Here is a 19062-nt window from a genome sequence, read left to right on the forward strand (position 1 = left end):
CGGAAAACCCTTGAATCGCCGTCGATCCGTGAATCAATCGTTGCAAAAAGCCCTTGATTTGCAGGCTTAATGCACGGTTCACTGTCTTAAATTCATGATCTCTTTATCGTCTTATTTAAGCTGATGTTCAAAGCGGCCCCTTAAGGTGGACCTATCAGACGAGACAGAAGTTTCGTCGAATAAGTCGATCAAAAAAGACGACAGGGGAAGTGTCATGATCAAAGCAGTCGCCACGGCGGCGGAAACCTCCGCACCCGCAGTAGCAGCCAACACGCCGGTCCAGCCGCTCTATCTCGAGGCGCTCACCTTGGTGGAGCGACTGCACCGCCGGTTGCTCGACGTCATCAAGGACGAGTTCGATCGTCGCGGTCGCGCTGATATCAACTCGGTGCAGGCGCTGCTGCTCTACAACATCGGCGACAAGGAGCTGACCGCCGGCGAACTGCGCACCCGCGGTTACTACCTCGGCTCCAACGTCTCCTACAATCTGAAGAAGCTGGTCGAACTCGGCTTCCTCGATCATCAGCGGTCGCGCGTCGATCGCCGCTCGGTGCGGATCCGTCTGACCCCGCAGGGCCAGGAAGTCCGCCACATCGTCGAAGCGCTGTATCAGAAGCACGTCAAGACGGTGGAGCAGGTCGGCGGCATCTCTAGCGAGGAGTTCGCCACGCTGAACAAGTCGCTGCACCGCCTCGAGCGGTTCTGGACCGACCAGATCCTGTATCGGCTGTAAGGCCGCCTAAGAGATACGCGCCAACGTCGGCCGGCCAACCGCCGAGCCGCTGCTCACAAGAAGCAGGCCCGCGCGCTGTCAGTCTCCAGACCTGTCGTCCTCGGCCTCCCCACAAGGGAGGCCGATTTGTTTTGCGCTGCCGAACTTTCGCAGGAACCTTCTGGAACCTTAGTCTGCCTCGATGCTTATCCCTGCGCCAGCCGTTGGAGAGGATGATGCTGATCGAGCGAGGGCTTCGGGTGATGAACGTCGACACGATCGGAAAGGCCTACGATATCGCGGCGAACTATCTGCGCCGCACCGGCGCGATCCCCGACACCACGGCGACCCACGACCGCCTGCTCGAATTGATCGTGCAGATGTTCCAGCGCGGCGAGACCCATCCGATCCGTCTCGCCAACAAGGCGATCTCCAACTTCGAGTCCGCGAAGATCGCGGCCTGACAACAAGGGGACGATATGCAACGCGCCATTGACCGCGTGATCCAGACCTATGGGCTGCTGACCAACCAGGAAGCGGCCGAGAATGCCAAAGCCAAAGTTGAAAGCTATATCCGCACGCTGGTCGAGGCGGGCGAGACCGACGACAACCGCCTGACGGTGTGCGGTTTGGTCTATCTGCGCGAGCTTGACGGCAGCAATGATCCGGTGAAAGCTGGCTACACGGGGTTGTAGCAGGCGGTGCACGGATGATGATGCGGCTGATCGCGGGACTGGTTGCGATCCTGCCGGCCATCGTCATTTTCGTCGGCGTCATTGCCAGCGCGGAAACGCCCCGACAACATGCCCTGGTTGAAGCGCTCGGAATCAAGCAGGTGTTCGGCTGGCCGCCGAACGCCGCCGACGTGTTGCGCTATTTGCACCAGTTCAACATGTTTCAAACCCAGGCAGCGGGGCTGGCTGATTCGCGCGGCGACGACGCGCTGCGGCAGTTCGCGGCCGATCAGGCCCGGCAGGCCCGCGAGCGGGACCAGCAGGTGTTCCGGCTCAACACCTTCACGCTGCTGTCGATCGATTTTCCCGACCATTCCAACGTGATCCTCAGCAACGAACTGGCGGGCCTGCGCGGCGCCGTCGGCCAGCGATTCATGGCCGATTTTCACGCCAAGCAGGTCAAGGAATTCCGCCGCATGATCGCACTGATGCGGCGGTTTCTGTTGCATCCAGACAACGACCTGATCCGCCGCTTCGCAATCCAGCAGCTGCCGCTATTGGAACGCGATCTTGCGATCCTGGAAGGCCAGGCGACGAGTTGATCGTTTCTCGAAGGCTGGCCGGCTTGAGCACCGCCGCCGGGTGGCCTACATCGTCGTCATGAACCTCGCCCATTCGGACATTCTGACCGACGACCAGATCGCCCAGCTGGTGCGGACCTTCTATGGCCGCGCCCGGGAGGACGAGGTGATCGGGCCGATCTTCGACCGCGCTGTCCACGACTGGGATCACCACATCGCCCAGATCACCGATTTCTGGTCGTCGATGCTGCTGAAGACCGGGCGTTATGGCGGCCGGCCGATGCGGCCACATCTGATGCTCAACCTCGCGCCGGAGCATTTCGACCGCTGGCTGAAGCTGTTCGAAGCGACCGCAACCGAGCTGTTCACCCCGGAGGTGGCGGCCGAGTTCATCATCCGCGCCCGCCGCATCGCCGACAGTTTCGAGATGGGCATCGCCACGACCAAAGGCAAAGTCGCGACACCCAGGCACAGCGTGTAGTTCGGCGGGGCCATCCAGCCCGTCATTCCGGGGCGCTCACGTCAGTGAGCGAACCCGGAATCCCGAGATTGTAGCACCGGTTCGCCTGCCAACTTCGAGATTCCGGGTTCGCGAACTGCGTTCGCGCCCCGGAATGACGTGGGGAGGAGAGGGCGCTGACGCGATCCCGTCTGAGTTCTCCCGATTACTTAGCCTCAAGCTTATCCTGAGTCTTGGTCTCGAAGTCGCTGGCGTCGTGGCGTTCGTGGAGTTGGGTGGAGAGGTCGCCGCTGATGCGGTTGACCATGCGGCCGCGCTTCACCGCGGGGCGGGCGCCGATCGCCTTGGTCCAGCGCTGCACGTTCTTGTAGCTCGCCACATCCAGGAAGGTGGCGCTGTCGCCGTACAGCACGCCGTTGGCGAGGCCACCGTACCACGGCCACACCGCGATGTCCGCGATCGAGTATTCGGCACCGGCCAGATACTCGGTCTCGGCAAGCCGGCGGTCGAGCACGTCCATCTGCCGCTTCACCTCCATGGCGAAGCGGTTGATCGGGTACTCCCACTTCTCCGGCGCATAGGCATAGAAATGGCCGAAGCCGCCGCCGAGATACGGCGCCGAGCCCATCTGCCAGAACAGCCAGTTCAGGCATTCGGTGCGGCCGGCCGGATCCTTCGGAATGAACTCGCCGAACTTCTCGGCGAGGTACAGCAGGATCGAGCCGGATTCGAACACGCGCTGCGGCGGGTTCACCGAGCGGTCGAGCAGGGCCGGGATCTTCGAGTTCGGATTGACCGCGACGAAGCCCGACGAGAACTGGTCGCCATCGCCGATCTTGATCAGCCAGGCATCGTAGTCGGCGCCGCTATGGCCGCGCGCCAGCAGCTCCTCGAGCAGGATCGTCACCTTCTGGCCGTTCGGCGTCGCCAGCGAATACAGCTGCAGCGGGTGTTTGCCGACCGGCAGCTCCTTGTCATGGGTGGGGCCAGCGATCGGACGGTTGATCGACGCGAATTTGCCGCCGTTCTCCTTGTCCCAGGTCCAGACTTTGGGCGGCGTGTAGGGGGCGTCGGTCATCAATGGGCTCCGGATTGAGGTTCGGATTGTGGTTGAGCGGGACAGCAGAGATTGGCGAGCCGCGCGCGCATTGCAAGGGGCATCGCGGCAGCTTGGTCATGCCCGGCAAGCGGCTGCGACGCCCGCAGGCAGTGCCCGACGAGCGGGGAGGCCGCAGGCGAGGTTGCAGAGCTCCACTGTCAACCGATTTTCGCCGGAAGCGGCGGATTTGATGCGGCCGCCGTCATCGCGCTGCGCTACAACGCGGGGCGACGACACAACGAACGATGGACGACATGGACAAGAAGGCGATGCGCGAAGAGGCCGAACGGCTGATGCGCGAGGCGATGGCGAACCGCAACGTGACGGTGAAGCAGGGCGACACCGTGATCATGGCCACCTGCGGCAAATGCGGCGCCCCGAATAAGGTGAAGGCCCCGAAGGGCGTCACCCGCGTGGCCTACACCTGCAAGGAATGCGGGGCGAAGCAGGAGACGCTGTGAGCGCAGCTCGGTAGCTCGGATCAAGGGTTACGAAATGCGCCGAGGCAATCGGCGTCGGAGCTAACGAACTCGCAAGGCTCGCAGTGCATTTGTCTAGATCGACTTGCAAGAGTGCAGAGTCTCGACAATTCAAGCGTGCTGATGTGTCAGAACGCTTCCCGTCACCAACACCTGGTTATCACCCTCAAACTCTCACCCCCTGCGGCGCCGTGAAGGTGTCGTCGAGGACGTTGCCGGTGTTGCGAACTTCGGCGGGCTCAAAGATCATCACTTCGGCTTCTTCATCGGCGGCGGTGCGGTGCTCGATGCCGCGCGGGACGACGATGTAGTCGCCTGGGCCCATCTCGACGACATGGTCGCGAAATTCGACGCGGAAGCGGCCCTTCCAAACCAGGAACATCTCCTCGCAATCCTCGTGCAGGTGCCATGGAAACACCCCCTGGACCTTGACGACTTTCAGCTCCTGGCCGTTGAGGTTGGCGATGACCTTCGGGCGCCAATGCTCCGTGAATGCCGAGAATTTCTCGGCGATCGTGCCTTGCTGAATCATTTGGCGGCTCCTTGTTGTTGAGGCATTGATAGCGGGCAGCCGTATCGCGCATGATGCGATCCGCGCGCGCCGGCTTGCTGCAGCATAACAGAGCGTGAGGAGCCAGCGATCAAGCCCGCTTCGCTTCGCGGATGTAGGCTGCGATGCTGGGCCGCTAGGCGCTCGCGCACGCCGCCTCACTGCGGCGCTTCAGGCCGGCGAGGATGCGGCGGCGGATCAGGCCGCTGAACGGGCGGACGGCGTACCAATACGGCAGCAGCTTCAGGCGGGCGCCGCGATCGGGGCAGAACGCGCGGGTCTCGGTCGTCAGGCGAATGCGGCCGGCGCTTTGCGGAGCAATCGCGAAGTTGAGCCCGAGCTTGACGAAGCCGCTGCGCTGAAACGCAGCGAATGCCGCGCCATCCGCAATGCGGACGAGACCGAAATCGGGGCGCCAGAATTGGCCGACCAGTCCGAACACCACCTCCTGGTCGTCGTGTTCGAGCAGCGTAAAGTCGTCGATGCCGAACACTGTTGGTGTGGTCTGCCCGCCGCCGCCGAACAGGCGCGCGGTGCGCATCGGTAGTTCGCGCAACGTGATCATCAGGCGGAAGAACGGATCATCTTCCGGCCGGAAGCTAAGAATTGCGTCGAGCACCTTGTCGCCCGGCGCGTCGACCTGGATGGCATGGCGCTCGTTGAAGCTGAACGCTGGCACGTATTTGTCGATCAACGTCATTGGACGGCTTGAAGCCTTTTTGCGGCCAGTATGGGCGACTGCGATCGGAGCGGCGGGGGGCGGGCGGTTGCGTCCTGGTCTGGACGCATCGCAGCCGGTCGTAGCCGGTTGCGCTCCTGTCGAGCTCCCGTCAAACGCTAAGTTCGGCGATCAGCTTTGCCGGAGTGGCCGGCTTTCGACTCGTGGACGCCCATCCCTGATCCGTCCCCGCAAGGCGGGAGCGAACTCCCCGACAGGCCGCTGGGCGCAAAACCACGCATTTCGAAGCAGTTTGGCAGCCCCTTCTGCAACTCTGTCGCAGCCACCATATCTGGGCGGGGCTGAGGCCGGATGCCGCAATGCATGGTTCAGATCCTTGGCCGGCGGGGCCGGATGTGCTATGCGGCAGCCGCCGCTTCCGAACCGCTATCCCGTAACCGCTCGCACCCGATGAACCGGCTGCGACGGTGGAGACTTTTCCCATGAGCACAGCCAATCCCGCGTCCGCGCCCGACAGCTTCTTCTCCGCCTCGCTGGAGCAGGCCGATCCCGAGATCGCCGCTGCGATCCGCGGCGAACTCGGCCGCCAGCGCCACGAGGTCGAGCTGATCGCCTCCGAGAACATCGTCAGCCGCGCGGTGCTGGAAGCGCAGGGCTCGGTGATGACCAACAAATACGCGGAAGGCTATCCGGGCAACCGCTATTACGGCGGCTGCGAATTCGTCGACGTCGCCGAGAACCTCGCCATCGATCGCGCCAAGAAGCTGTTCGGCGCGGGCTTCGCCAACGTCCAGCCGAACTCCGGCAGCCAGATGAACCAGGCGGTGTTCCTGGCGCTGCTGCAGCCCGGCGATACCTTCATGGGCCTCGATCTGGCCGCCGGCGGCCATCTCACTCACGGCGCCCCGGTCAACATGAGCGGCAAGTGGTTCAAGCCGGTGCATTACACGGTGCGCCGCGAAGACCAGATGATTGATATGGATGCGGTCGCCAAGCTCGCCGAGGAGGCCAAGCCGAAGCTGATCATCGCCGGCGGCTCGGCCTATCCGCGCGCCTGGGACTTCAAGCGCTTCCGCGAGATCGCCGACAGCGTTGGCGCGTATTTCATGGTCGACATGGCGCACTTCGCCGGCCTGGTGGCGGGCGGCGTCCATGCCTCGCCGGTGCCGCACGCCCATGTCGTCACCACCACCACCCACAAGTCGCTGCGCGGCCCGCGCGGCGGCCTGATCCTGACCAACGACGAGGCGCTGGCCAAGAAGTTCAACTCGGCGATCTTCCCCGGCCTGCAGGGCGGCCCGCTGATGCACGTGATCGCCGCCAAGGCGGTGGCGTTCAAGGAAGCGCTGCAGCCCGACTTCAAGGTCTACACGAAGAACGTCGTCGAAAACGCCAAGGCACTTGCGGAAACGCTGCGCTCGGCCGGCTTTGACCTGGTTTCCGGCGGCACCGACAACCACCTCATGCTGGTCGACCTGCGGCCGAAGGGGCTGAAGGGCAACGTGTCGGAGAAGGCACTAGTCCGCGCCGGCATCACCTGCAACAAGAACGGTATCCCGTTCGACCCGGAGAAGCCGTTCGTGACCTCGGGCCTGCGTCTCGGCACCCCGGCGGCGACCACTCGCGGATTCGGCGTCGCCGAGTTCCAGCAGGTTGGTCACTTGATCGCTGAAGTGCTGAACGCCATTGCACAATCGCCGGACGGCAGCGCGCCGCTGGTGGAAGCTTCGGTGAAGCAGCGGGTGAAGGAATTGACCGACCGCTTCCCGATTTATCAGTAACGACCAAAGGCCCGTCATGCCCGGGCTTGACCCGGGCATCCATCTTCCTTCGCAAGATGATGGATTGCCGGGTCAGGCCCGGCAATGACTTAGGGGACAAGCAATGCGCTGCCCGAACTGCAACAGCCTCGATACCCAGGTGAAGGATAGCCGGCCGACCGAGGATTCCTCGGTGATCCGGCGCCGGCGGGTGTGCATCGCCTGCAACTTCCGCTTCACCACCTTCGAGCGGGTGCAGCTGCGCGAGCTGATCGTGATCAAGCGCAACGGCCGCCGGGTGCCGTTCGACCGCGACAAGCTGGTGCGCTCGGTGCAGATCAGTTTGCGCAAGCGGCCGGTGGATCCGGAGCGGGTGGAGCAGATGGTGTCGGCGATCGTGCGCGAGCTGGAAAGCGGCGGCGAGGCCGAGATCTCGTCGGAGACGATCGGCGAGAGCGTGATGGATCACCTGCGCAAGCTCGACGACGTCGCCTATGTCCGCTTCGCCTCGGTGTACCGCAACTTCCGCGAGGCCAAGGATTTCGAGGCCGTGCTCGGCGAACTGTCCCACGAAGACGAGGCGAGGGCGGCGCTGGTCCGCAAATGATCTTCCGCATCCTGGAGGAGCAGATCGGCCAGAAGCTCGCTGCCGAAAAGGCGGCTAAAGCCGGCGATTCCGCCGACCGCCGGTTCATGCAATTGGCGCTGGCGCTCGGCCGGCGCGGCCAGGGGCGCACCGCGCCCAACCCCGCGGTCGGCGCGGTGCTGGTCAAGGATGGCGTGATCGTCGGCCGGGGCTGGACCCAGGATGGCGGCCGTCCGCACGCCGAGGTCGAAGCGCTGCGCCGTGCCGGTGAGGCCGCCCGCGGCGCGACGCTGTACGTCACGCTGGAGCCCTGCTCGCATCACGGCCGCACCCCGCCTTGCGCCGATGCGGTGATCGCCGCCGGCATTGCGCGGGTGGTGTCGGCGATCGAAGACCCCAATCCGCTGGTGGCCGGCCAGGGCCACGCGCGGCTGCGCGCCGCTGGGATCGCGGTGGAGATCGGCGTCTGCGCCGAGGAGGCTGCGCGCGACCACGCCGGCCACATTCGCCGCATCCGCGACCGTCGCCCGCAGGTGACGCTGAAGCTGGCGGTCTCCGCGGACGGCAAGATCGCCGCCGCCGGCCACAAGCCGGTCGCGATCACCGGCGAGGCGGCCAACGCCCGCACCCATCTGCTGCGCGCACGTTCCGACGCGGTGCTGGTCGGGATCGGCACCGTGCTGGCCGACGATCCGGAACTGACCTGCCGGCTGCCTGGCATGGCGGCGCAGTCGCCGATCCGCGTGGTGCTCGACCGGAGCTTGCGCATTCCCGCCGCGAGCAAGCTGCTGCATTCCGCCCGCACCACGCCGCTGTGGCTGATGGCCTCAGAGACCGTCGAAGCTGCTACTGCTGCGCGGCTCGGCGCGGCCGGTGCCGAAGTCAGCCACGTCGCCGATTGCGCCGACACGCCGGGCCTCGATCTGCCGGCCGTGCTGCACGCGCTGGCCGATAAGGGCGTGACGCGGCTCCTGGTCGAAGGCGGCGCCCGCGTCGCGGCCTCGCTGGTCGCCGGCGAACTCGCCGATGAAATCTGGCTGTGGCGCAGCGACAATCCGATCGGCGCCGACGGCATCGATGCGCTGCACGGCCTGCCGCTGACAGCGATCACCGACTCACCGCGCTGGCGCTCGCGCAGCACCGAGCGGGTTGGCGCAGATACCCTCACCATTTACGATTCGAACTAGAAGGCACTCCATGTTCACCGGCATCGTCACCGACATCGGCGAGATCGAGACCGTCAAGCCGGTCGCGCAGGGCCAGTTGCACCGGCTGCGGATCCGCTGCGCCTACGACCAGTCGACCATCGCCGACGGCGCCTCGATCGCCTCGAACGGCATTTGCATGACTGTGGTCGGCTCCGGTACCGAAGGCGGCAAGACCTGGTACGAGGTCGACGCCGGTGCCGAGACGCTGGCCAAGACCACGGCGAAAGCCTGGACCGCGGGGACCCGGCTCAACCTCGAGCGCGCGCTGAAGATCGGCGACGAGCTCGGCGGCCACATCGTCACCGGCCATGTCGACGGCATCGCCAAGGTGGTGGCGCGCGAGGAGCTGCCGGACATGGCCCGCTTCACGCTGGAAACCAGCCGGGAGCTGGCGCGGTTCATCGCGCCGAAGGGCTCGGTGACGCTCGACGGCACCTCGCTGACGGTGAACACCGTCGAGGACACCAAATTCTCGGTGCTGATCATCCCGCACACGCTGTCGGCGACGATTCTGAACGGCTGGCAGGTCGGCAGCGAGGTCAATATCGAGGTCGACCTGATGGCCCGCTATGCCGCGCGCCTGAGCGAGATGAAATAGCAACGCTCCCGTCATGCGCGGGCTTGACCCGCGCATCCATCCTCTTAACAAGAACGCTCCATCGTTCCGAAGACGATGGATGGCCGGGTCAAGCCCGGCCATGACGATCAAAGGCAAGGTAGAGTATGGCAGACGCGCGGCGCGCACCCCTGAAAGACCAGACCGACGTTTCGGGCGCCCGCGTCCTGATCGTCGAGGCGCGGTTCTATGACGACATCCAGGACGCGCTGCTGGAAGGCGCGGTCGCCGAGCTGAAGGCCGCCGGCGCCACCCACGACGTCCTGACCGTGCCGGGCGCGCTGGAGATCCCGGCCGCGGTCGCAATCGCGATCGATTCCGCCGAAGCCGCCGGCAAGCCTTACGACGCAGCGATCGCGCTCGGCTGCGTGGTCCGCGGCGAGACCATCCATTTCGAGATCGTGTCGATGGAGTCGGCGCGCGCGCTGATGGACCTCAGCGTCGCGCGCAAATTCCCGCTCGGCAACGGCATCATCACCGTCAACACTGACGAGCAGGCCTGGGCACGAGCCAAGCCCGGCGACCTCAACAAGGGCGGCGACGCCGCGCGCGCCGCGCTGGCGATGCTGCGGATCAAGCGCCGGCTGGCGAAGGCGTGATGCCGATGGCCGAGATCAACAAACCCGCGTTCAAGAAACCGGTGCCGAAAGGCGAGCGTAAGGCCAACCGCCGCGGTGCGGCGCGGCTCGCGGCGGTGCAGGCGCTGTACCAGATGGACATCGGCGGCGCCGGCATCAACGAGACCTTCGCCGAGTTCGAGAGCTTCTGGATCGGCAATGAGGTCGAGGGCGAGCAGTATCTGCCGGCCGAAGCCGCGTTCTTCCGCGACATCGTCGCCGGCGTGGTTCGCGATCAGAAGCAGATCGATCCCCTGATCGACGATCTGCTCGCCAAGGGCTGGCCGCTGGCGCGGATCGACGCGATCCTGCGCGCGGTGATGCGGGCAGGAGCCTACGAGCTCGAACACCGCAAGGACATCCCGGCGCGGGTCGTCGTCTCCGAATACGTCGACGTCGCCCACGCCTTCGTCGAGAAGGACGAGACCGGCATGGTCAACGCCGTGCTCGACCAGATCGCGCGGCGGTTCAGGGCTGAGGAGTTCTCAAAGGGATAGCGGGGCAACCCGCCGGTGACGCAGCCGATCGAATCCGATCGCCCAACAAACTCGAAACGACTTGAAGTCAAAGGTTCGAGTGCTGCCTGCGGAATGGGTCGTAATGGGCTTCCTCGGCTGTGTATCGCTTGTGATCTTCGGCCTTGTTTCCGTCTTTGCAATTGGAGCGGTGACGTCGCTCTACTTCGCTCTTGCCCCACCAGAAGTGCCAACGCCGCCTGATGTGAGCTTTCTTGCGTCGGACGCCCACTTCATGGTCGGCGGGCAGCATCTGATCGTGCCGGTGGTGGCGTTGAGTCGTTTTCACTGCGTTGAGTGCCTCGAGCCGCATCGGCTCAAGAAGTCGAGGGCTTACCTTCAAGAGGCGGGCGATCCCTCCAAGCCTATGCCAGCGCAGATGTTGGACGTTTCGATCCTTCGATATCGGAACATCATTGAGCAGAGCTCCACGCCAGATATTTGCCCGCTGCTGACGCGACAATGGTCAAAGGCGGTCTGCCGCGGTCAGACCAAGGGGATTCTCAGCCGATTGCCGCCGTCGATCCATCTTCGGGAGCGCACCCTTGGCAAGGAGACTACTTCTGGCGTGGAGCCGGCCGCAGATCGGCGTAACGATGGGATGCGTCCCGTCGCAGCCGAGGTTCACTGCGATGTCGACGCAAGGCTTTGCGATGCCAGAATCGAGGCCCTTCCGGGACTGCTGGCGGTGTGGACGGTCTGGAACGATGAACGCACCGGCACCCCGGCCTCAGAGATGGCCGACAGGCAAGGCCTCGCCATCGTCGAGTTCGTCCGGCGGGCTATCGGTCCGGTCGAGGATATCACCTTGTTGCAAGCGGAGTGACTTTCACGGCAAGCGCGATCGGCCCAGAGAGCAGCTTGCTTTGGACCGTGTTCTGGCCTTTCAGTGAGTGCCACTTTCTCAATTGGCGGGCTGATGCAGCGGCCCCGAGATACTGTGACGATGCCCTCCGGTGAAGACGATCTGATCGCTCGGTACTTCAAGCCTCTGGCGATCGATCCGGGGGCGCGGGGGCTGGTGGATGACGCCGCTGTCTTGGCGGCCACGGGCAGCGATCTGGTGCTGACCACCGACGCGATCGTCGAAGGCGTGCATTACCTGCCGGGCGACCCGCCCGCTGCGATCGCCCGCAAGGCGCTCCGGGTCAATCTCTCCGATCTGGCCGCCAAGGGCGCCGCGCCGGCCGGCTTTCTGCTGACGCTGGCGCTGCGTCAGGCCGATGAGGGCTTTCTTGCCCCGTTCGCTGCCGCGCTCGGCGAGGATGCGGCGACGTTCCGCTGCCCGCTGCTCGGCGGCGACACGGTCTCGACTCCCGGCCCGATGATGATCTCAGTGACTGCGCTCGGCCGGGTGCCGCCGGGCCGGATGGTGGCGCGCGACGCGCTGCGCCCCGGCAACGCGATCGTCGTCACCGGCACAATCGGCGATGCGGCGCTCGGGCTCGACCTGTTGCAGGGCCGGGCGGTTGCCGCGAGCGACGAGGACCGCGCCTTCCTGATCGACCGCTATCGGGTGCCGCAGCCGCGCTCGGCGCTGGCCGAGGCCGTGCGCGATTATGCCGGCGCGGCGATGGACATCTCGGATGGGCTCGCCGGCGATCTCGCCAAGATGTGCGCCGCTTCCGGCGTCACCGCGACTCTCGACGCGGCCGCCGTGCCGTTGTCGGAGGCTGCGCGTGCGATCGCGGGAACCGATGAGTCGAAGCTGGCGCGATTACTCAGCGGCGGTGATGACTACGAACTGCTTTGCGGCGTTGCACAAAACAATCTCGATCAGTTCCTTGCTGCGGCGCAGCGGAGCCATGTGCAGGTGACAGTCATCGGCGTTGCCGAAGACGGAACCACACCGCCGCGCTGGCTCGGCGCGGGCGGCGCTGAAATCCCGCTGAAGACGCTGTCTTTCAGTCATTTCTGACGCTTAGTCACTGGTATTCCAGCGAGAGGAAGTTCGCTGGAATACTCCGAAGGTCAGCGGAAAAGCCCAGCTTAGTCCCTTCGCAGCGATTGCGGAGCACCTGTGATTTTGGCAAGGTTCGCCGCGATTTGAGGCTGCCCCGCAAAAGAGGGCACGCCATCTTGTTGCGCGCCCGCGCCGCTCCCGCAGCGCAGGCACGGGGGTGAAACTCGGGACTGAGGCAATCAGGTATGACAGCTCTATGGGTGATCGTGCTCTGCGGAGCGCTATCGATCGTATACGCCATCTGGGCGACCTCGTCGGTGCTCGCCGCCGACCAGGGCAACGCGCGGATGCAGGAAATCGCGGGCGCGGTGCGTGAAGGCGCGCAGGCCTATCTGAAGCGCCAATACATGACCATCGCCATCGTCGGCGTGGTGATCTTCGCGCTGCTCGCTTACTTCCTCGGCATCCTCGTGGCGATCGGCTTCGCGATCGGCGCGATCCTGTCCGGCGCGGCCGGCTTCATCGGCATGAATGTGTCGGTGCGCGCCAACGTCCGCACCGCACAGGCGGCCACCACCTCGCTCGCCGGCGGCCTCGAGCTCGCCTTCAAGGCGGGCGCGATCACCGGCCTGCTGGTCGCCGGTCTCGCGCTGCTGGGCGTCACCCTCTACTTCATCTACCTGATCCACTTCGCCGGTCTGCAGGCCAACAGCCGCACCGTGGTCGACGCGCTGGTGGCCCTCGGCTTCGGCGCCTCGCTGATCTCGATCTTCGCCCGTCTCGGCGGCGGCATCTTCACCAAGGGTGCGGACGTCGGCGGCGACCTCGTCGGCAAGGTCGAAGCCGGCATTCCGGAAGACGATCCGCGCAACCCGGCGACGATCGCCGACAACGTCGGCGACAACGTCGGTGACTGCGCCGGCATGGCGGCCGACCTGTTCGAGACCTATGCGGTGACCGCGGTCGCCACCATGGTGCTCGCCGCGATCTTCTTCGGCAGCGCCGATCCGGCACATCTGCAGAATGTGATGACGCTGCCGCTGGCCATCGGCGGCATCTGCATCCTGACCTCGATCGTCGGTACCTTCTTCGTCAAGCTCGGCGCTTCCCAGTCGATCATGGGCGCGCTGTACAAGGGCCTGATCGCCACCGGCGTGCTGTCGCTGATCGGCGTCGGCGCCGCAATCTACTGGCTGGTTGGCTTCGGCGCGCTGCCGGGCGTCAGCTACACCGGCATGTCGCTGTTCCTGTGCGGCGTCGTCGGCCTCGCGGTCACCGGCCTGATCATCTGGATCACCGAGTACTACACCGGCACCGACTTCCGCCCCGTGAAGTCGATTGCCCAGTCCTCGGTCACCGGCCACGGCACCAACGTGATCCAGGGCCTCGCCATCTCGATGGAAGCGACCGCGCTGCCCGCGATCGTGATCATCGCCGGCATCCTGATCACCTACAGCCTTGCCGGCCTGTTCGGCATCGCGATCGCCACCACCACCATGCTGGCGCTCGCCGGCATGATCGTCGCGCTCGACGCCTTCGGTCCGGTCACCGACAACGCCGGCGGCATCGCCGAAATGGCCGGCCTCCCGAAGGAAGTGCGCAAGTCGACCGACGCGCTCGACGCCGTCGGGAACACCACCAAGGCGGTCACCAAGGGCTACGCGATCGGCTCGGCCGGTCTCGGCGCGCTGGTGCTTTTCGCGGCCTACAATGAAGACCTCAAGTTCTTTATTGCCCAGAAGTCGCCGTACTTCGTCGGCGTCGCCCCGGACTTCTCGCTGAACAACCCGTACGTCGTGGTCGGCCTGCTGTTCGGCGGCCTGCTGCCGTACCTGTTCGGCGCGATGGGCATGACCGCGGTCGGCCGCGCCGCCGGCGCGATCGTCGAGGAAGTGCGTCGCCAGTTCCGCGAAAAGCCCGGCATCATGAAGGGTACCGACAAGCCGGACTACGGCAAGGCGGTCGACCTGCTGACCAAGGCGGCGATCAAGGAAATGATCATCCCGTCGCTGCTGCCGGTGCTGTCGCCGATCTTCGTCTACTTCGCGATCTATGCGATCGCGGGTGGCGGTGCGGCCGGCAAGTCGGCGGCGTTCTCGGCGGTCGGCGCTATGCTGCTCGGCGTCATCGTCACCGGCCTGTTTGTCGCGATCTCGATGACCTCGGGCGGCGGCGCCTGGGACAACGCCAAGAAGTACATCGAGGACGGCCACTTCGGCGGCAAGGGCTCCGACGCCCATAAGGCCGCGGTGACCGGCGACACCGTCGGCGATCCCTACAAGGACACCGCGGGTCCGGCCGTGAACCCGATGATCAAGATCACCAACATCGTCGCCCTGCTGCTGCTGGCGATCCTGGCGCACTAAGCGCCAGACCGGTTGGTCCAAGACAAAGCCCCGCGGCGAAAGCCGCGGGGCTTTTGCTTTGAAGCCGCTATCGTAGGGCGCTCCCGAGCTCACCCGTCTTCGGATTGAACCTATTGAAACTCGCCGCGTTACCCGTTCCCATCTTGCGGAAGGATCACGACATGAGCGGTGTGAGCGGTATCAAGGAACATATGGAAGTCATCGGCGCCGACGGCGTGCATGTCGGCACCGTCGATCGTGTCGACGGCAATCGCATCAAGCTGACCAAGAAGGACAGCGGCGAGGGCCATCACAAGGGTCACCACCACTTCATCGACGGCGGCCTGGTCGCCGAAGTGGAAGGCAACAAGGTGCGCCTGTCCGCCAACGCCGCCGTCGCGGTGTCGATGGAAGAAGAAAAGTAGTTCGTAGGATGGGTTGAGCGCAGCGAAACCCATCGCTCTCTCAGTATGCTGGTAATCGTCGGCGCCTCCCAATTTCGGCCGATTTTTCGGCTGCTCCTTCGATGGGTTTCGCTTACGCTCAACCCATCCTACGGGCTTGGCGTGTGGGGGCGGCTTCGATGACGTCGTATCGGCGCAATTTTGTACCCGGCGGCACCTTCTTTTTTCTGTGATTTGAACGACCGCCGGTCTGCATTGCTGATCGACCACATCGCGGAGCTTCAGGCCGCATGCCGGTATGTGCGACGACGGCATCCTTTCGCAATCGACGCGATTGTCGTGCTACCCGATCATCTCCATGCAATCTGGACGTTACCCCAAGGTGACGCCGACTATTCAACTCGGTGGCGCTTGGTTAAGTCTGCATTTTCCCGGCGACTGCCGTCGATCGAAACGATCTCGTCGAGTCGCGCCGCCAGGGCGGAGCGTGGACTGTGGCAACGTCGATTCTGGGAACATACCCTTCGCGATGAGCGCGATTTTGCGGCTCATGCCGATTACATCCATTTCAATCCCGTGAAGCACGGCTACGTTAGCCGGGTAATCGACTGGCCGTATTCGTCGTTCAGAGCGATGGTGCGCAGCGGTGTCTATCCGCGCGATTGGGGTGGGGATGGTCGAGAGATGCAGATTGATTGCGGCGAGCGATAACCGTCGGGCTGATGGGTTTCGCTGCGCTCAACCCATCCTACAAATGCCGCGTGTCTGCTACATCGATGAGCAGCAATCGTCGACACAAGAATAGGAGCCCCCATGTCACTGTCATCCGCCAAGAACTACGCGCTGCGCGCGGCCAAGTCTCAGGATCAGAAGGAAGCGATCGAATTGCTGTCGAAGGCGATTCTGGAGCTGGCGAGTTCGATCGAGACGACCGACGCCAAGATCAAGAAGATCAACAAGGACAAATCCTAGTGTAGGATCGGCCATCACAGGGCAGGGACTTGAGGATGGCGATCGAGACGGCGACGCTGGAGGCCAACGGACTGCGCTTTGCGGTCGACACCGCGGGGCAGGGCAACACCGTCGCGCTGTTGCTGCATGGATTTCCGGAGGCGCGGCAATCCTGGCATCGGCAGATCCCGTTCCTGGCAGAGCTCGGCTGGCGGGTGGTGGCGCCGGATCTGCGCGGCTATGGCGGCACCTCGCGGCCCGAGGGTAAGGCGGCATACTCGATCGAGCACCTCACCGACGACGTCGCGGCGCTGTTCGCCGCGCTTGGCGGCAAGCGCCGCATCCTGATTGGCCACGACTGGGGCGGCGTGATCGCCTGGCAGACCGCGCTGCGCGGCAAGGTGCATCTCGACGGGCTGATTATCCTCAACGCGCCGCATCCGGATGCGTTTGCGCGTGAGCTCGCCCGCGGCTGGGCGCAACGCCGCCGCTCCTGGTACGTCGCGTTCTTCCAATTGCCGTGGCTGCCCGAATGGCTGCTGACCCGCAAGGGCGGCGCGCCGCTGGTGAAGATGTTCAAGAGCCACAGCCACAAGATCCCGGCCGAACAGCTCGAGATCTATCGCCGCAATATCCTGCAGCCGGGTGCGGCAACCGCGATGCTGAACTACTATCGCGCCAATTTCTCCGGCCTTGCCGGCGGCGCCGGCAGCAATCCGGTGATCACCGTGCCGACGCTGATGATTTGGGGCAAGGACGATCTCGCGCTCGACATCGCGCTGACCGAAGGCAACGAGCAGTTCGTCGAGGACTTCACCCTGCACAAGCTGCCGCGCGCGTCGCATTGGGTGCAGCAGGACGCACCCGATGACGTCAACGCGACGATTGCGGAGTGGGCGCGAGGGAAGGGGCTGGCGTAGCCGGGACGGCGCTGCTGAGATGGGTTTCGCTTGCGCTCAACCCATCCTACGAAGGCTCAGGTAGGATGGGTTGAGCGTAAGCGAAACCCATCAAACCCATTGCGTTGATCCGCCTCCGCCTTAGCGGAAGCTGATCAGCCGGAACAGCGGCGCCAGATAGCTCATCTCCTGACCGGAGGTCGGCGTGGTGCGGCTGATGAAGTCGAAGATCTTGCCGTCCTGCAGGCCGTAATTGGCGATACGGCGAACCTGGCGGTTCTTGTCGAAATAGATCGCGATCACGCGCTGGTCGATCACCTTCTGCGGCATGAACGCCACCGCACGCTCGGTGCGCTGCGAGATGTAGTAGAACACCTCGCCGTCCAGGGTCGCCACCGTCGACGGCGTGCCCATCACCAGCAGCACCTGATCCTGGCTGGCGCCGATCGGGATCTGCTCCAGCGCGCCATTGGGCAGAATGTAACCCTTCTGGAATTGCTCTGACGTGCAGGCACCCATGCCGGCGCCGACCAGCGTCAGCGCCACGGCCAGGCCGAGGTTGCGCGGCAGCGAAAAACGGCTTCGCAGCGCGTTGGCGCGCCCGCGTCGGTCGATCGAAATACTCATCCGGGAGTTGGCCTCATCCCCTTGCATCGCGCAGGGCGTTGACGTACCGGGCAGGAACTCGGAAAGCAATCCCGAAAGGCCCGTACGGGCCCGGACCTGGAACCCGCAATGATTTGGCCGTTCAATCTGCTCCGTCCGCCCCGGACGCCGCCGCGCGGCACCATTGAAGCGATCTATGGCACGATCGTGGCGCAGTCGCGCCTGCCGGTCTTTTACCAGCAATTCGGCGTCGCCGACACCGTCAACGGCCGATTCGAGATGCTGGTGGTCCATCTGTGGCTGGTGCTGCGGCGGATTCGCAGCATCCAGGACGCATCGACCTTCGCCCAGGCGCTGTTCGACTATTTCTGCAGCGACCTCGACGCCAACCTGCGCGAGCTTGGCGTCGGCGACCTGTCGGTGCCGAAGCGGATGCAGGCGTTCGGCGAGGCGTTCTACGGCCGCTCGGCGGCGTATGATCTGGCGTTGACCGAAGGCCGCGAGGACCTCGAGCTGGCGCTGAACCGGAACGTTCTCGACGGCGCCGACATTGAGAACGCGCGCAAGCTGGCGGTCTATGTCGGGCAAGTGATCGACGCGCTCGACGCGGTGCCGCCGGCCAAGCTGCGCAGCGGCGAGCTGCCGCTTCCGCAGCCGACCGCTTAAGACGAGGACTTTCGACGATGGCGAGCGAAGACAATCCGTGGAGCGTGCCGGTGGTGGTGCTGCAGATTCCCGAGACCGGGCTGCACCGCGACATCGTTGCGAGCGCCGCGGAGCGGGAGGCGATCAGCGCGCTCGGCGATCTGCGCGGGGTCGCGGAGGCCACCGCGTCATTTGATCTGAAGCCGTTCACTGACGGCCGCGTCCATCTCACCGGACGGGTGCGCGCCAAGGTGACGCAGACCTGCGTGGTGACGCTCGATCCGGTCGACAACGTCATCGACGAGAGCGTTGATCTCACCTTCCTGCCGCCGGAGCAGATTCGCGAGCTGTCCGACACGGTCGACGAAGAGGGCGAGCCCGATCCAGGCGATCCGCCGGAGGCGATCGAACGCGGCATCATCGATATCGGCCGAGTCGCCACCGATGCGTTGTATCTCGGACTCGATCCTTATCCGCGCAAACCGGATGCGGTGTTCGAGCCGGTCGTCGACCGCGACGATCCCGATATGAACCCGTTCGCGGCGTTGAAAGCGCTGCAGCAGCCGGTGGGCTCCGAGAGCCCGCGCAAGCCGAAAAAGGGCTGAGCGGACAGCGTCCGCCCAGCCGCCGCAGACGCGGCCTGTTCGCAGCCGAAAATCATGCGCACACGCTACGAAATGCGACTTAAATCTGCCCGATCAAGATGTTGTATCGGGGCGGAGAATGGCTATTGTCCGGCCAAATCGGTGTGCAGCGCTGCACGCTTTTCACCG

Annotated in this window: 24 protein-coding genes and 1 pseudogene; 21 read left to right on the forward strand and 4 right to left on the reverse strand. The window is 64.7% G+C overall.

Annotation, left to right across the window (positions count from 1 at the left end):
- The first annotated feature begins 214 nt into the window (after window positions 1–214).
- The 5 genes from ldtR to VRZ08_RS00765 all read left to right on the forward strand — a co-directional run bounded on the left by ldtR (window position 215) and on the right by VRZ08_RS00765 (window position 2448).
- Window positions 215–733 (forward strand): transcriptional regulator LdtR, encoded by a 519-nt coding sequence (ldtR, locus tag VRZ08_RS00745; protein ID WP_013502490.1) that lies wholly within the window; start codon window positions 215–217, stop codon window positions 731–733.
- A 215-nt stretch (window positions 734–948) separates the two neighbouring features.
- On the forward strand, window positions 949–1176 hold the full coding sequence (locus VRZ08_RS00750) for a hypothetical protein (RefSeq protein WP_408018574.1): 228 nt from the start codon (window positions 949–951) through the stop codon (window positions 1174–1176).
- A 15-nt stretch (window positions 1177–1191) separates the two neighbouring features.
- Window positions 1192–1407, forward strand: coding sequence for a hypothetical protein (locus tag VRZ08_RS00755; RefSeq protein WP_107344645.1), 216 nt, complete (start codon window positions 1192–1194; stop codon window positions 1405–1407).
- Between the two features lie 20 nt (window positions 1408–1427).
- Window positions 1428–1988, forward strand: a complete 561-nt coding sequence (locus VRZ08_RS00760) for a DUF4142 domain-containing protein (RefSeq protein ID WP_408018575.1) — start codon at window positions 1428–1430, stop codon at window positions 1986–1988.
- Between the two features lie 58 nt (window positions 1989–2046).
- Window positions 2047–2448, forward strand: a complete 402-nt coding sequence (locus tag VRZ08_RS00765) for a group III truncated hemoglobin (RefSeq protein WP_408018627.1) — start codon at window positions 2047–2049, stop codon at window positions 2446–2448.
- A gap of 184 nt (window positions 2449–2632) precedes the next feature.
- On the opposite strand, the gene yghU is transcribed toward VRZ08_RS00765, so the two are convergent.
- Window positions 2633–3505 carry a glutathione-dependent disulfide-bond oxidoreductase gene (gene yghU, locus VRZ08_RS00770; RefSeq protein ID WP_346294658.1) on the reverse strand — a complete coding sequence of 291 codons (873 nt, stop codon included), beginning with the start codon at window positions 3503–3505 and terminating at the stop codon, window positions 2633–2635.
- A 275-nt stretch (window positions 3506–3780) separates the two neighbouring features.
- On the opposite strand from yghU, the gene VRZ08_RS00775 reads away from it, so the two are divergent.
- Complete coding sequence (locus VRZ08_RS00775) at window positions 3781–3987, forward strand: hypothetical protein (RefSeq protein WP_107346597.1); 207 nt, start codon at window positions 3781–3783, stop codon at window positions 3985–3987.
- 184 nt (window positions 3988–4171) lie between these two features.
- Here the strand turns inward: VRZ08_RS00775 and VRZ08_RS00780 are convergent, their stop codons facing one another.
- Window positions 4172–4537: a cupin domain-containing protein gene (locus VRZ08_RS00780; protein ID WP_414531256.1), complete on the reverse strand. Its 366-nt coding sequence runs from the start codon at window positions 4535–4537 to the stop codon at window positions 4172–4174.
- 154 nt (window positions 4538–4691) lie between these two features.
- The gene (locus VRZ08_RS00785) at window positions 4692–5255 is read right to left on the reverse strand and encodes a hypothetical protein (RefSeq protein ID WP_414531257.1); all 564 of its coding nucleotides are present in this window, start codon (window positions 5253–5255) and stop codon (window positions 4692–4694) included.
- 461 nt (window positions 5256–5716) lie between these two features.
- Here VRZ08_RS00785 and glyA point away from each other — a divergent pair, with 461 nt between their 5' ends.
- The 13 genes and pseudogenes from glyA to VRZ08_RS00850 all read left to right on the forward strand — a co-directional run bounded on the left by glyA (window position 5717) and on the right by VRZ08_RS00850 (window position 17059).
- The gene (gene glyA, locus VRZ08_RS00790; RefSeq protein WP_263988533.1) at window positions 5717–7015 is read left to right on the forward strand and encodes a serine hydroxymethyltransferase; all 1299 of its coding nucleotides are present in this window, start codon (window positions 5717–5719) and stop codon (window positions 7013–7015) included.
- A gap of 103 nt (window positions 7016–7118) precedes the next feature.
- A complete protein-coding gene (gene nrdR / locus VRZ08_RS00795; protein WP_107344655.1) occupies window positions 7119–7601 on the forward strand; it encodes a transcriptional regulator NrdR in 483 nt (160 codons plus the stop codon).
- Window positions 7598–8767: a bifunctional diaminohydroxyphosphoribosylaminopyrimidine deaminase/5-amino-6-(5-phosphoribosylamino)uracil reductase RibD gene (ribD, locus tag VRZ08_RS00800; RefSeq protein WP_414531258.1), complete on the forward strand. Its 1170-nt coding sequence runs from the start codon at window positions 7598–7600 to the stop codon at window positions 8765–8767. The genes nrdR and ribD overlap by 4 nt, the downstream gene beginning before the upstream one ends.
- Before the next feature lie 10 nt (window positions 8768–8777).
- Window positions 8778–9386, forward strand: a complete 609-nt coding sequence (locus tag VRZ08_RS00805; protein WP_107344657.1) for a riboflavin synthase — start codon at window positions 8778–8780, stop codon at window positions 9384–9386.
- A 125-nt stretch (window positions 9387–9511) separates the two neighbouring features.
- Window positions 9512–10003 carry a 6,7-dimethyl-8-ribityllumazine synthase gene (ribH, locus tag VRZ08_RS00810; RefSeq protein ID WP_011158279.1) on the forward strand — a complete coding sequence of 164 codons (492 nt, stop codon included), beginning with the start codon at window positions 9512–9514 and terminating at the stop codon, window positions 10001–10003.
- A gap of 5 nt (window positions 10004–10008) precedes the next feature.
- Window positions 10009–10518 carry a transcription antitermination factor NusB gene (gene nusB, locus VRZ08_RS00815; protein WP_414531259.1) on the forward strand — a complete coding sequence of 170 codons (510 nt, stop codon included), beginning with the start codon at window positions 10009–10011 and terminating at the stop codon, window positions 10516–10518.
- A gap of 61 nt (window positions 10519–10579) precedes the next feature.
- On the forward strand, window positions 10580–11362 hold the full coding sequence (locus VRZ08_RS00820; protein WP_414531260.1) for a hypothetical protein: 783 nt from the start codon (window positions 10580–10582) through the stop codon (window positions 11360–11362).
- Between the two features lie 120 nt (window positions 11363–11482).
- Window positions 11483–12454, forward strand: coding sequence for a thiamine-phosphate kinase (gene thiL, locus VRZ08_RS00825; RefSeq protein ID WP_414531261.1), 972 nt, complete (start codon window positions 11483–11485; stop codon window positions 12452–12454).
- Window positions 12455–12684: 230 nt separating this feature from the next.
- Entirely contained in the window at window positions 12685–14805 is a 2121-nt protein-coding gene (locus VRZ08_RS00830) for a sodium-translocating pyrophosphatase (RefSeq protein ID WP_263988538.1), read from the forward strand.
- A gap of 161 nt (window positions 14806–14966) precedes the next feature.
- The gene (locus VRZ08_RS00835; RefSeq protein WP_199852141.1) at window positions 14967–15209 is read left to right on the forward strand and encodes a DUF2171 domain-containing protein; all 243 of its coding nucleotides are present in this window, start codon (window positions 14967–14969) and stop codon (window positions 15207–15209) included.
- Between the two features lie 158 nt (window positions 15210–15367).
- Window positions 15368–15899: pseudogene (locus VRZ08_RS00840) on the forward strand (REP-associated tyrosine transposase).
- A gap of 102 nt (window positions 15900–16001) precedes the next feature.
- Entirely contained in the window at window positions 16002–16160 is a 159-nt protein-coding gene (locus VRZ08_RS00845) for a hypothetical protein (protein WP_165858132.1), read from the forward strand.
- A gap of 35 nt (window positions 16161–16195) precedes the next feature.
- Entirely contained in the window at window positions 16196–17059 is an 864-nt protein-coding gene (locus VRZ08_RS00850) for an alpha/beta fold hydrolase (protein WP_414531262.1), read from the forward strand.
- A gap of 120 nt (window positions 17060–17179) precedes the next feature.
- Here the strand turns inward: VRZ08_RS00850 and VRZ08_RS00855 are convergent, their stop codons facing one another.
- Entirely contained in the window at window positions 17180–17665 is a 486-nt protein-coding gene (locus tag VRZ08_RS00855; RefSeq protein ID WP_107344662.1) for an outer membrane protein assembly factor BamE, read from the reverse strand.
- A gap of 108 nt (window positions 17666–17773) precedes the next feature.
- Between VRZ08_RS00855 and VRZ08_RS00860 the strand changes: the two genes are divergently transcribed.
- Both VRZ08_RS00860 and VRZ08_RS00865 read left to right on the forward strand, forming a co-directional pair.
- Window positions 17774–18310 carry a ubiquinol-cytochrome C chaperone family protein gene (locus tag VRZ08_RS00860; RefSeq protein ID WP_414531263.1) on the forward strand — a complete coding sequence of 179 codons (537 nt, stop codon included), beginning with the start codon at window positions 17774–17776 and terminating at the stop codon, window positions 18308–18310.
- A 17-nt stretch (window positions 18311–18327) separates the two neighbouring features.
- Complete coding sequence (locus VRZ08_RS00865; RefSeq protein ID WP_414531264.1) at window positions 18328–18894, forward strand: YceD family protein; 567 nt, start codon at window positions 18328–18330, stop codon at window positions 18892–18894.
- Window positions 18895–19062: the final 168 nt, after the last annotated feature.

It is taken from the genome of Rhodopseudomonas sp. G2_2311, from assembly GCF_047501505.1.
Lineage (GTDB): Bacteria > Pseudomonadota > Alphaproteobacteria > Rhizobiales > Xanthobacteraceae > Rhodopseudomonas > Rhodopseudomonas palustris_H.

Excerpts from the sequence above, each read along its gene's own strand:
- VRZ08_RS00855 (WP_107344662.1), bottom strand. The coding sequence starts at position 17,665 with ATGAGTATTTCGATCGACCGACGCGGGCGCGCCAACGCGCTGCGAAGC.
- glyA (WP_263988533.1), top strand. The coding sequence starts at position 5,717 with ATGAGCACAGCCAATCCCGCGTCCGCGCCCGACAGCTTCTTCTCCGCC.
- VRZ08_RS00760 (WP_408018575.1), top strand. The coding sequence starts at position 1,428 with ATGCGGCTGATCGCGGGACTGGTTGCGATCCTGCCGGCCATCGTCATT.
- nusB (WP_414531259.1), top strand. The coding sequence starts at position 10,009 with ATGGCCGAGATCAACAAACCCGCGTTCAAGAAACCGGTGCCGAAAGGC.
- VRZ08_RS00850 (WP_414531262.1), top strand. The coding sequence starts at position 16,196 with ATGGCGATCGAGACGGCGACGCTGGAGGCCAACGGACTGCGCTTTGCG.
- ldtR (WP_013502490.1), top strand. The coding sequence starts at position 215 with ATGATCAAAGCAGTCGCCACGGCGGCGGAAACCTCCGCACCCGCAGTA.
- VRZ08_RS00780 (WP_414531256.1), bottom strand. The coding sequence starts at position 4,537 with ATGATTCAGCAAGGCACGATCGCCGAGAAATTCTCGGCATTCACGGAG.
- VRZ08_RS00865 (WP_414531264.1), top strand. The coding sequence starts at position 18,328 with ATGGCGAGCGAAGACAATCCGTGGAGCGTGCCGGTGGTGGTGCTGCAG.
- yghU (WP_346294658.1), bottom strand. The coding sequence starts at position 3,505 with ATGACCGACGCCCCCTACACGCCGCCCAAAGTCTGGACCTGGGACAAG.
- VRZ08_RS00785 (WP_414531257.1), bottom strand. The coding sequence starts at position 5,255 with ATGACGTTGATCGACAAATACGTGCCAGCGTTCAGCTTCAACGAGCGC.
- VRZ08_RS00830 (WP_263988538.1), top strand. The coding sequence starts at position 12,685 with ATGACAGCTCTATGGGTGATCGTGCTCTGCGGAGCGCTATCGATCGTA.
- VRZ08_RS00805 (WP_107344657.1), top strand. The coding sequence starts at position 8,778 with ATGTTCACCGGCATCGTCACCGACATCGGCGAGATCGAGACCGTCAAG.
- ribH (WP_011158279.1), top strand. The coding sequence starts at position 9,512 with ATGGCAGACGCGCGGCGCGCACCCCTGAAAGACCAGACCGACGTTTCG.
- ribD (WP_414531258.1), top strand. The coding sequence starts at position 7,598 with ATGATCTTCCGCATCCTGGAGGAGCAGATCGGCCAGAAGCTCGCTGCC.
- VRZ08_RS00845 (WP_165858132.1), top strand. The coding sequence starts at position 16,002 with ATGTCACTGTCATCCGCCAAGAACTACGCGCTGCGCGCGGCCAAGTCT.
- VRZ08_RS00755 (WP_107344645.1), top strand. The coding sequence starts at position 1,192 with ATGCAACGCGCCATTGACCGCGTGATCCAGACCTATGGGCTGCTGACC.
- VRZ08_RS00750 (WP_408018574.1), top strand. The coding sequence starts at position 949 with ATGCTGATCGAGCGAGGGCTTCGGGTGATGAACGTCGACACGATCGGA.
- VRZ08_RS00835 (WP_199852141.1), top strand. The coding sequence starts at position 14,967 with ATGAGCGGTGTGAGCGGTATCAAGGAACATATGGAAGTCATCGGCGCC.
- thiL (WP_414531261.1), top strand. The coding sequence starts at position 11,483 with ATGCCCTCCGGTGAAGACGATCTGATCGCTCGGTACTTCAAGCCTCTG.
- VRZ08_RS00765 (WP_408018627.1), top strand. The coding sequence starts at position 2,047 with ATGAACCTCGCCCATTCGGACATTCTGACCGACGACCAGATCGCCCAG.
- nrdR (WP_107344655.1), top strand. The coding sequence starts at position 7,119 with ATGCGCTGCCCGAACTGCAACAGCCTCGATACCCAGGTGAAGGATAGC.
- VRZ08_RS00775 (WP_107346597.1), top strand. The coding sequence starts at position 3,781 with ATGGACAAGAAGGCGATGCGCGAAGAGGCCGAACGGCTGATGCGCGAG.
- VRZ08_RS00860 (WP_414531263.1), top strand. The coding sequence starts at position 17,774 with ATGATTTGGCCGTTCAATCTGCTCCGTCCGCCCCGGACGCCGCCGCGC.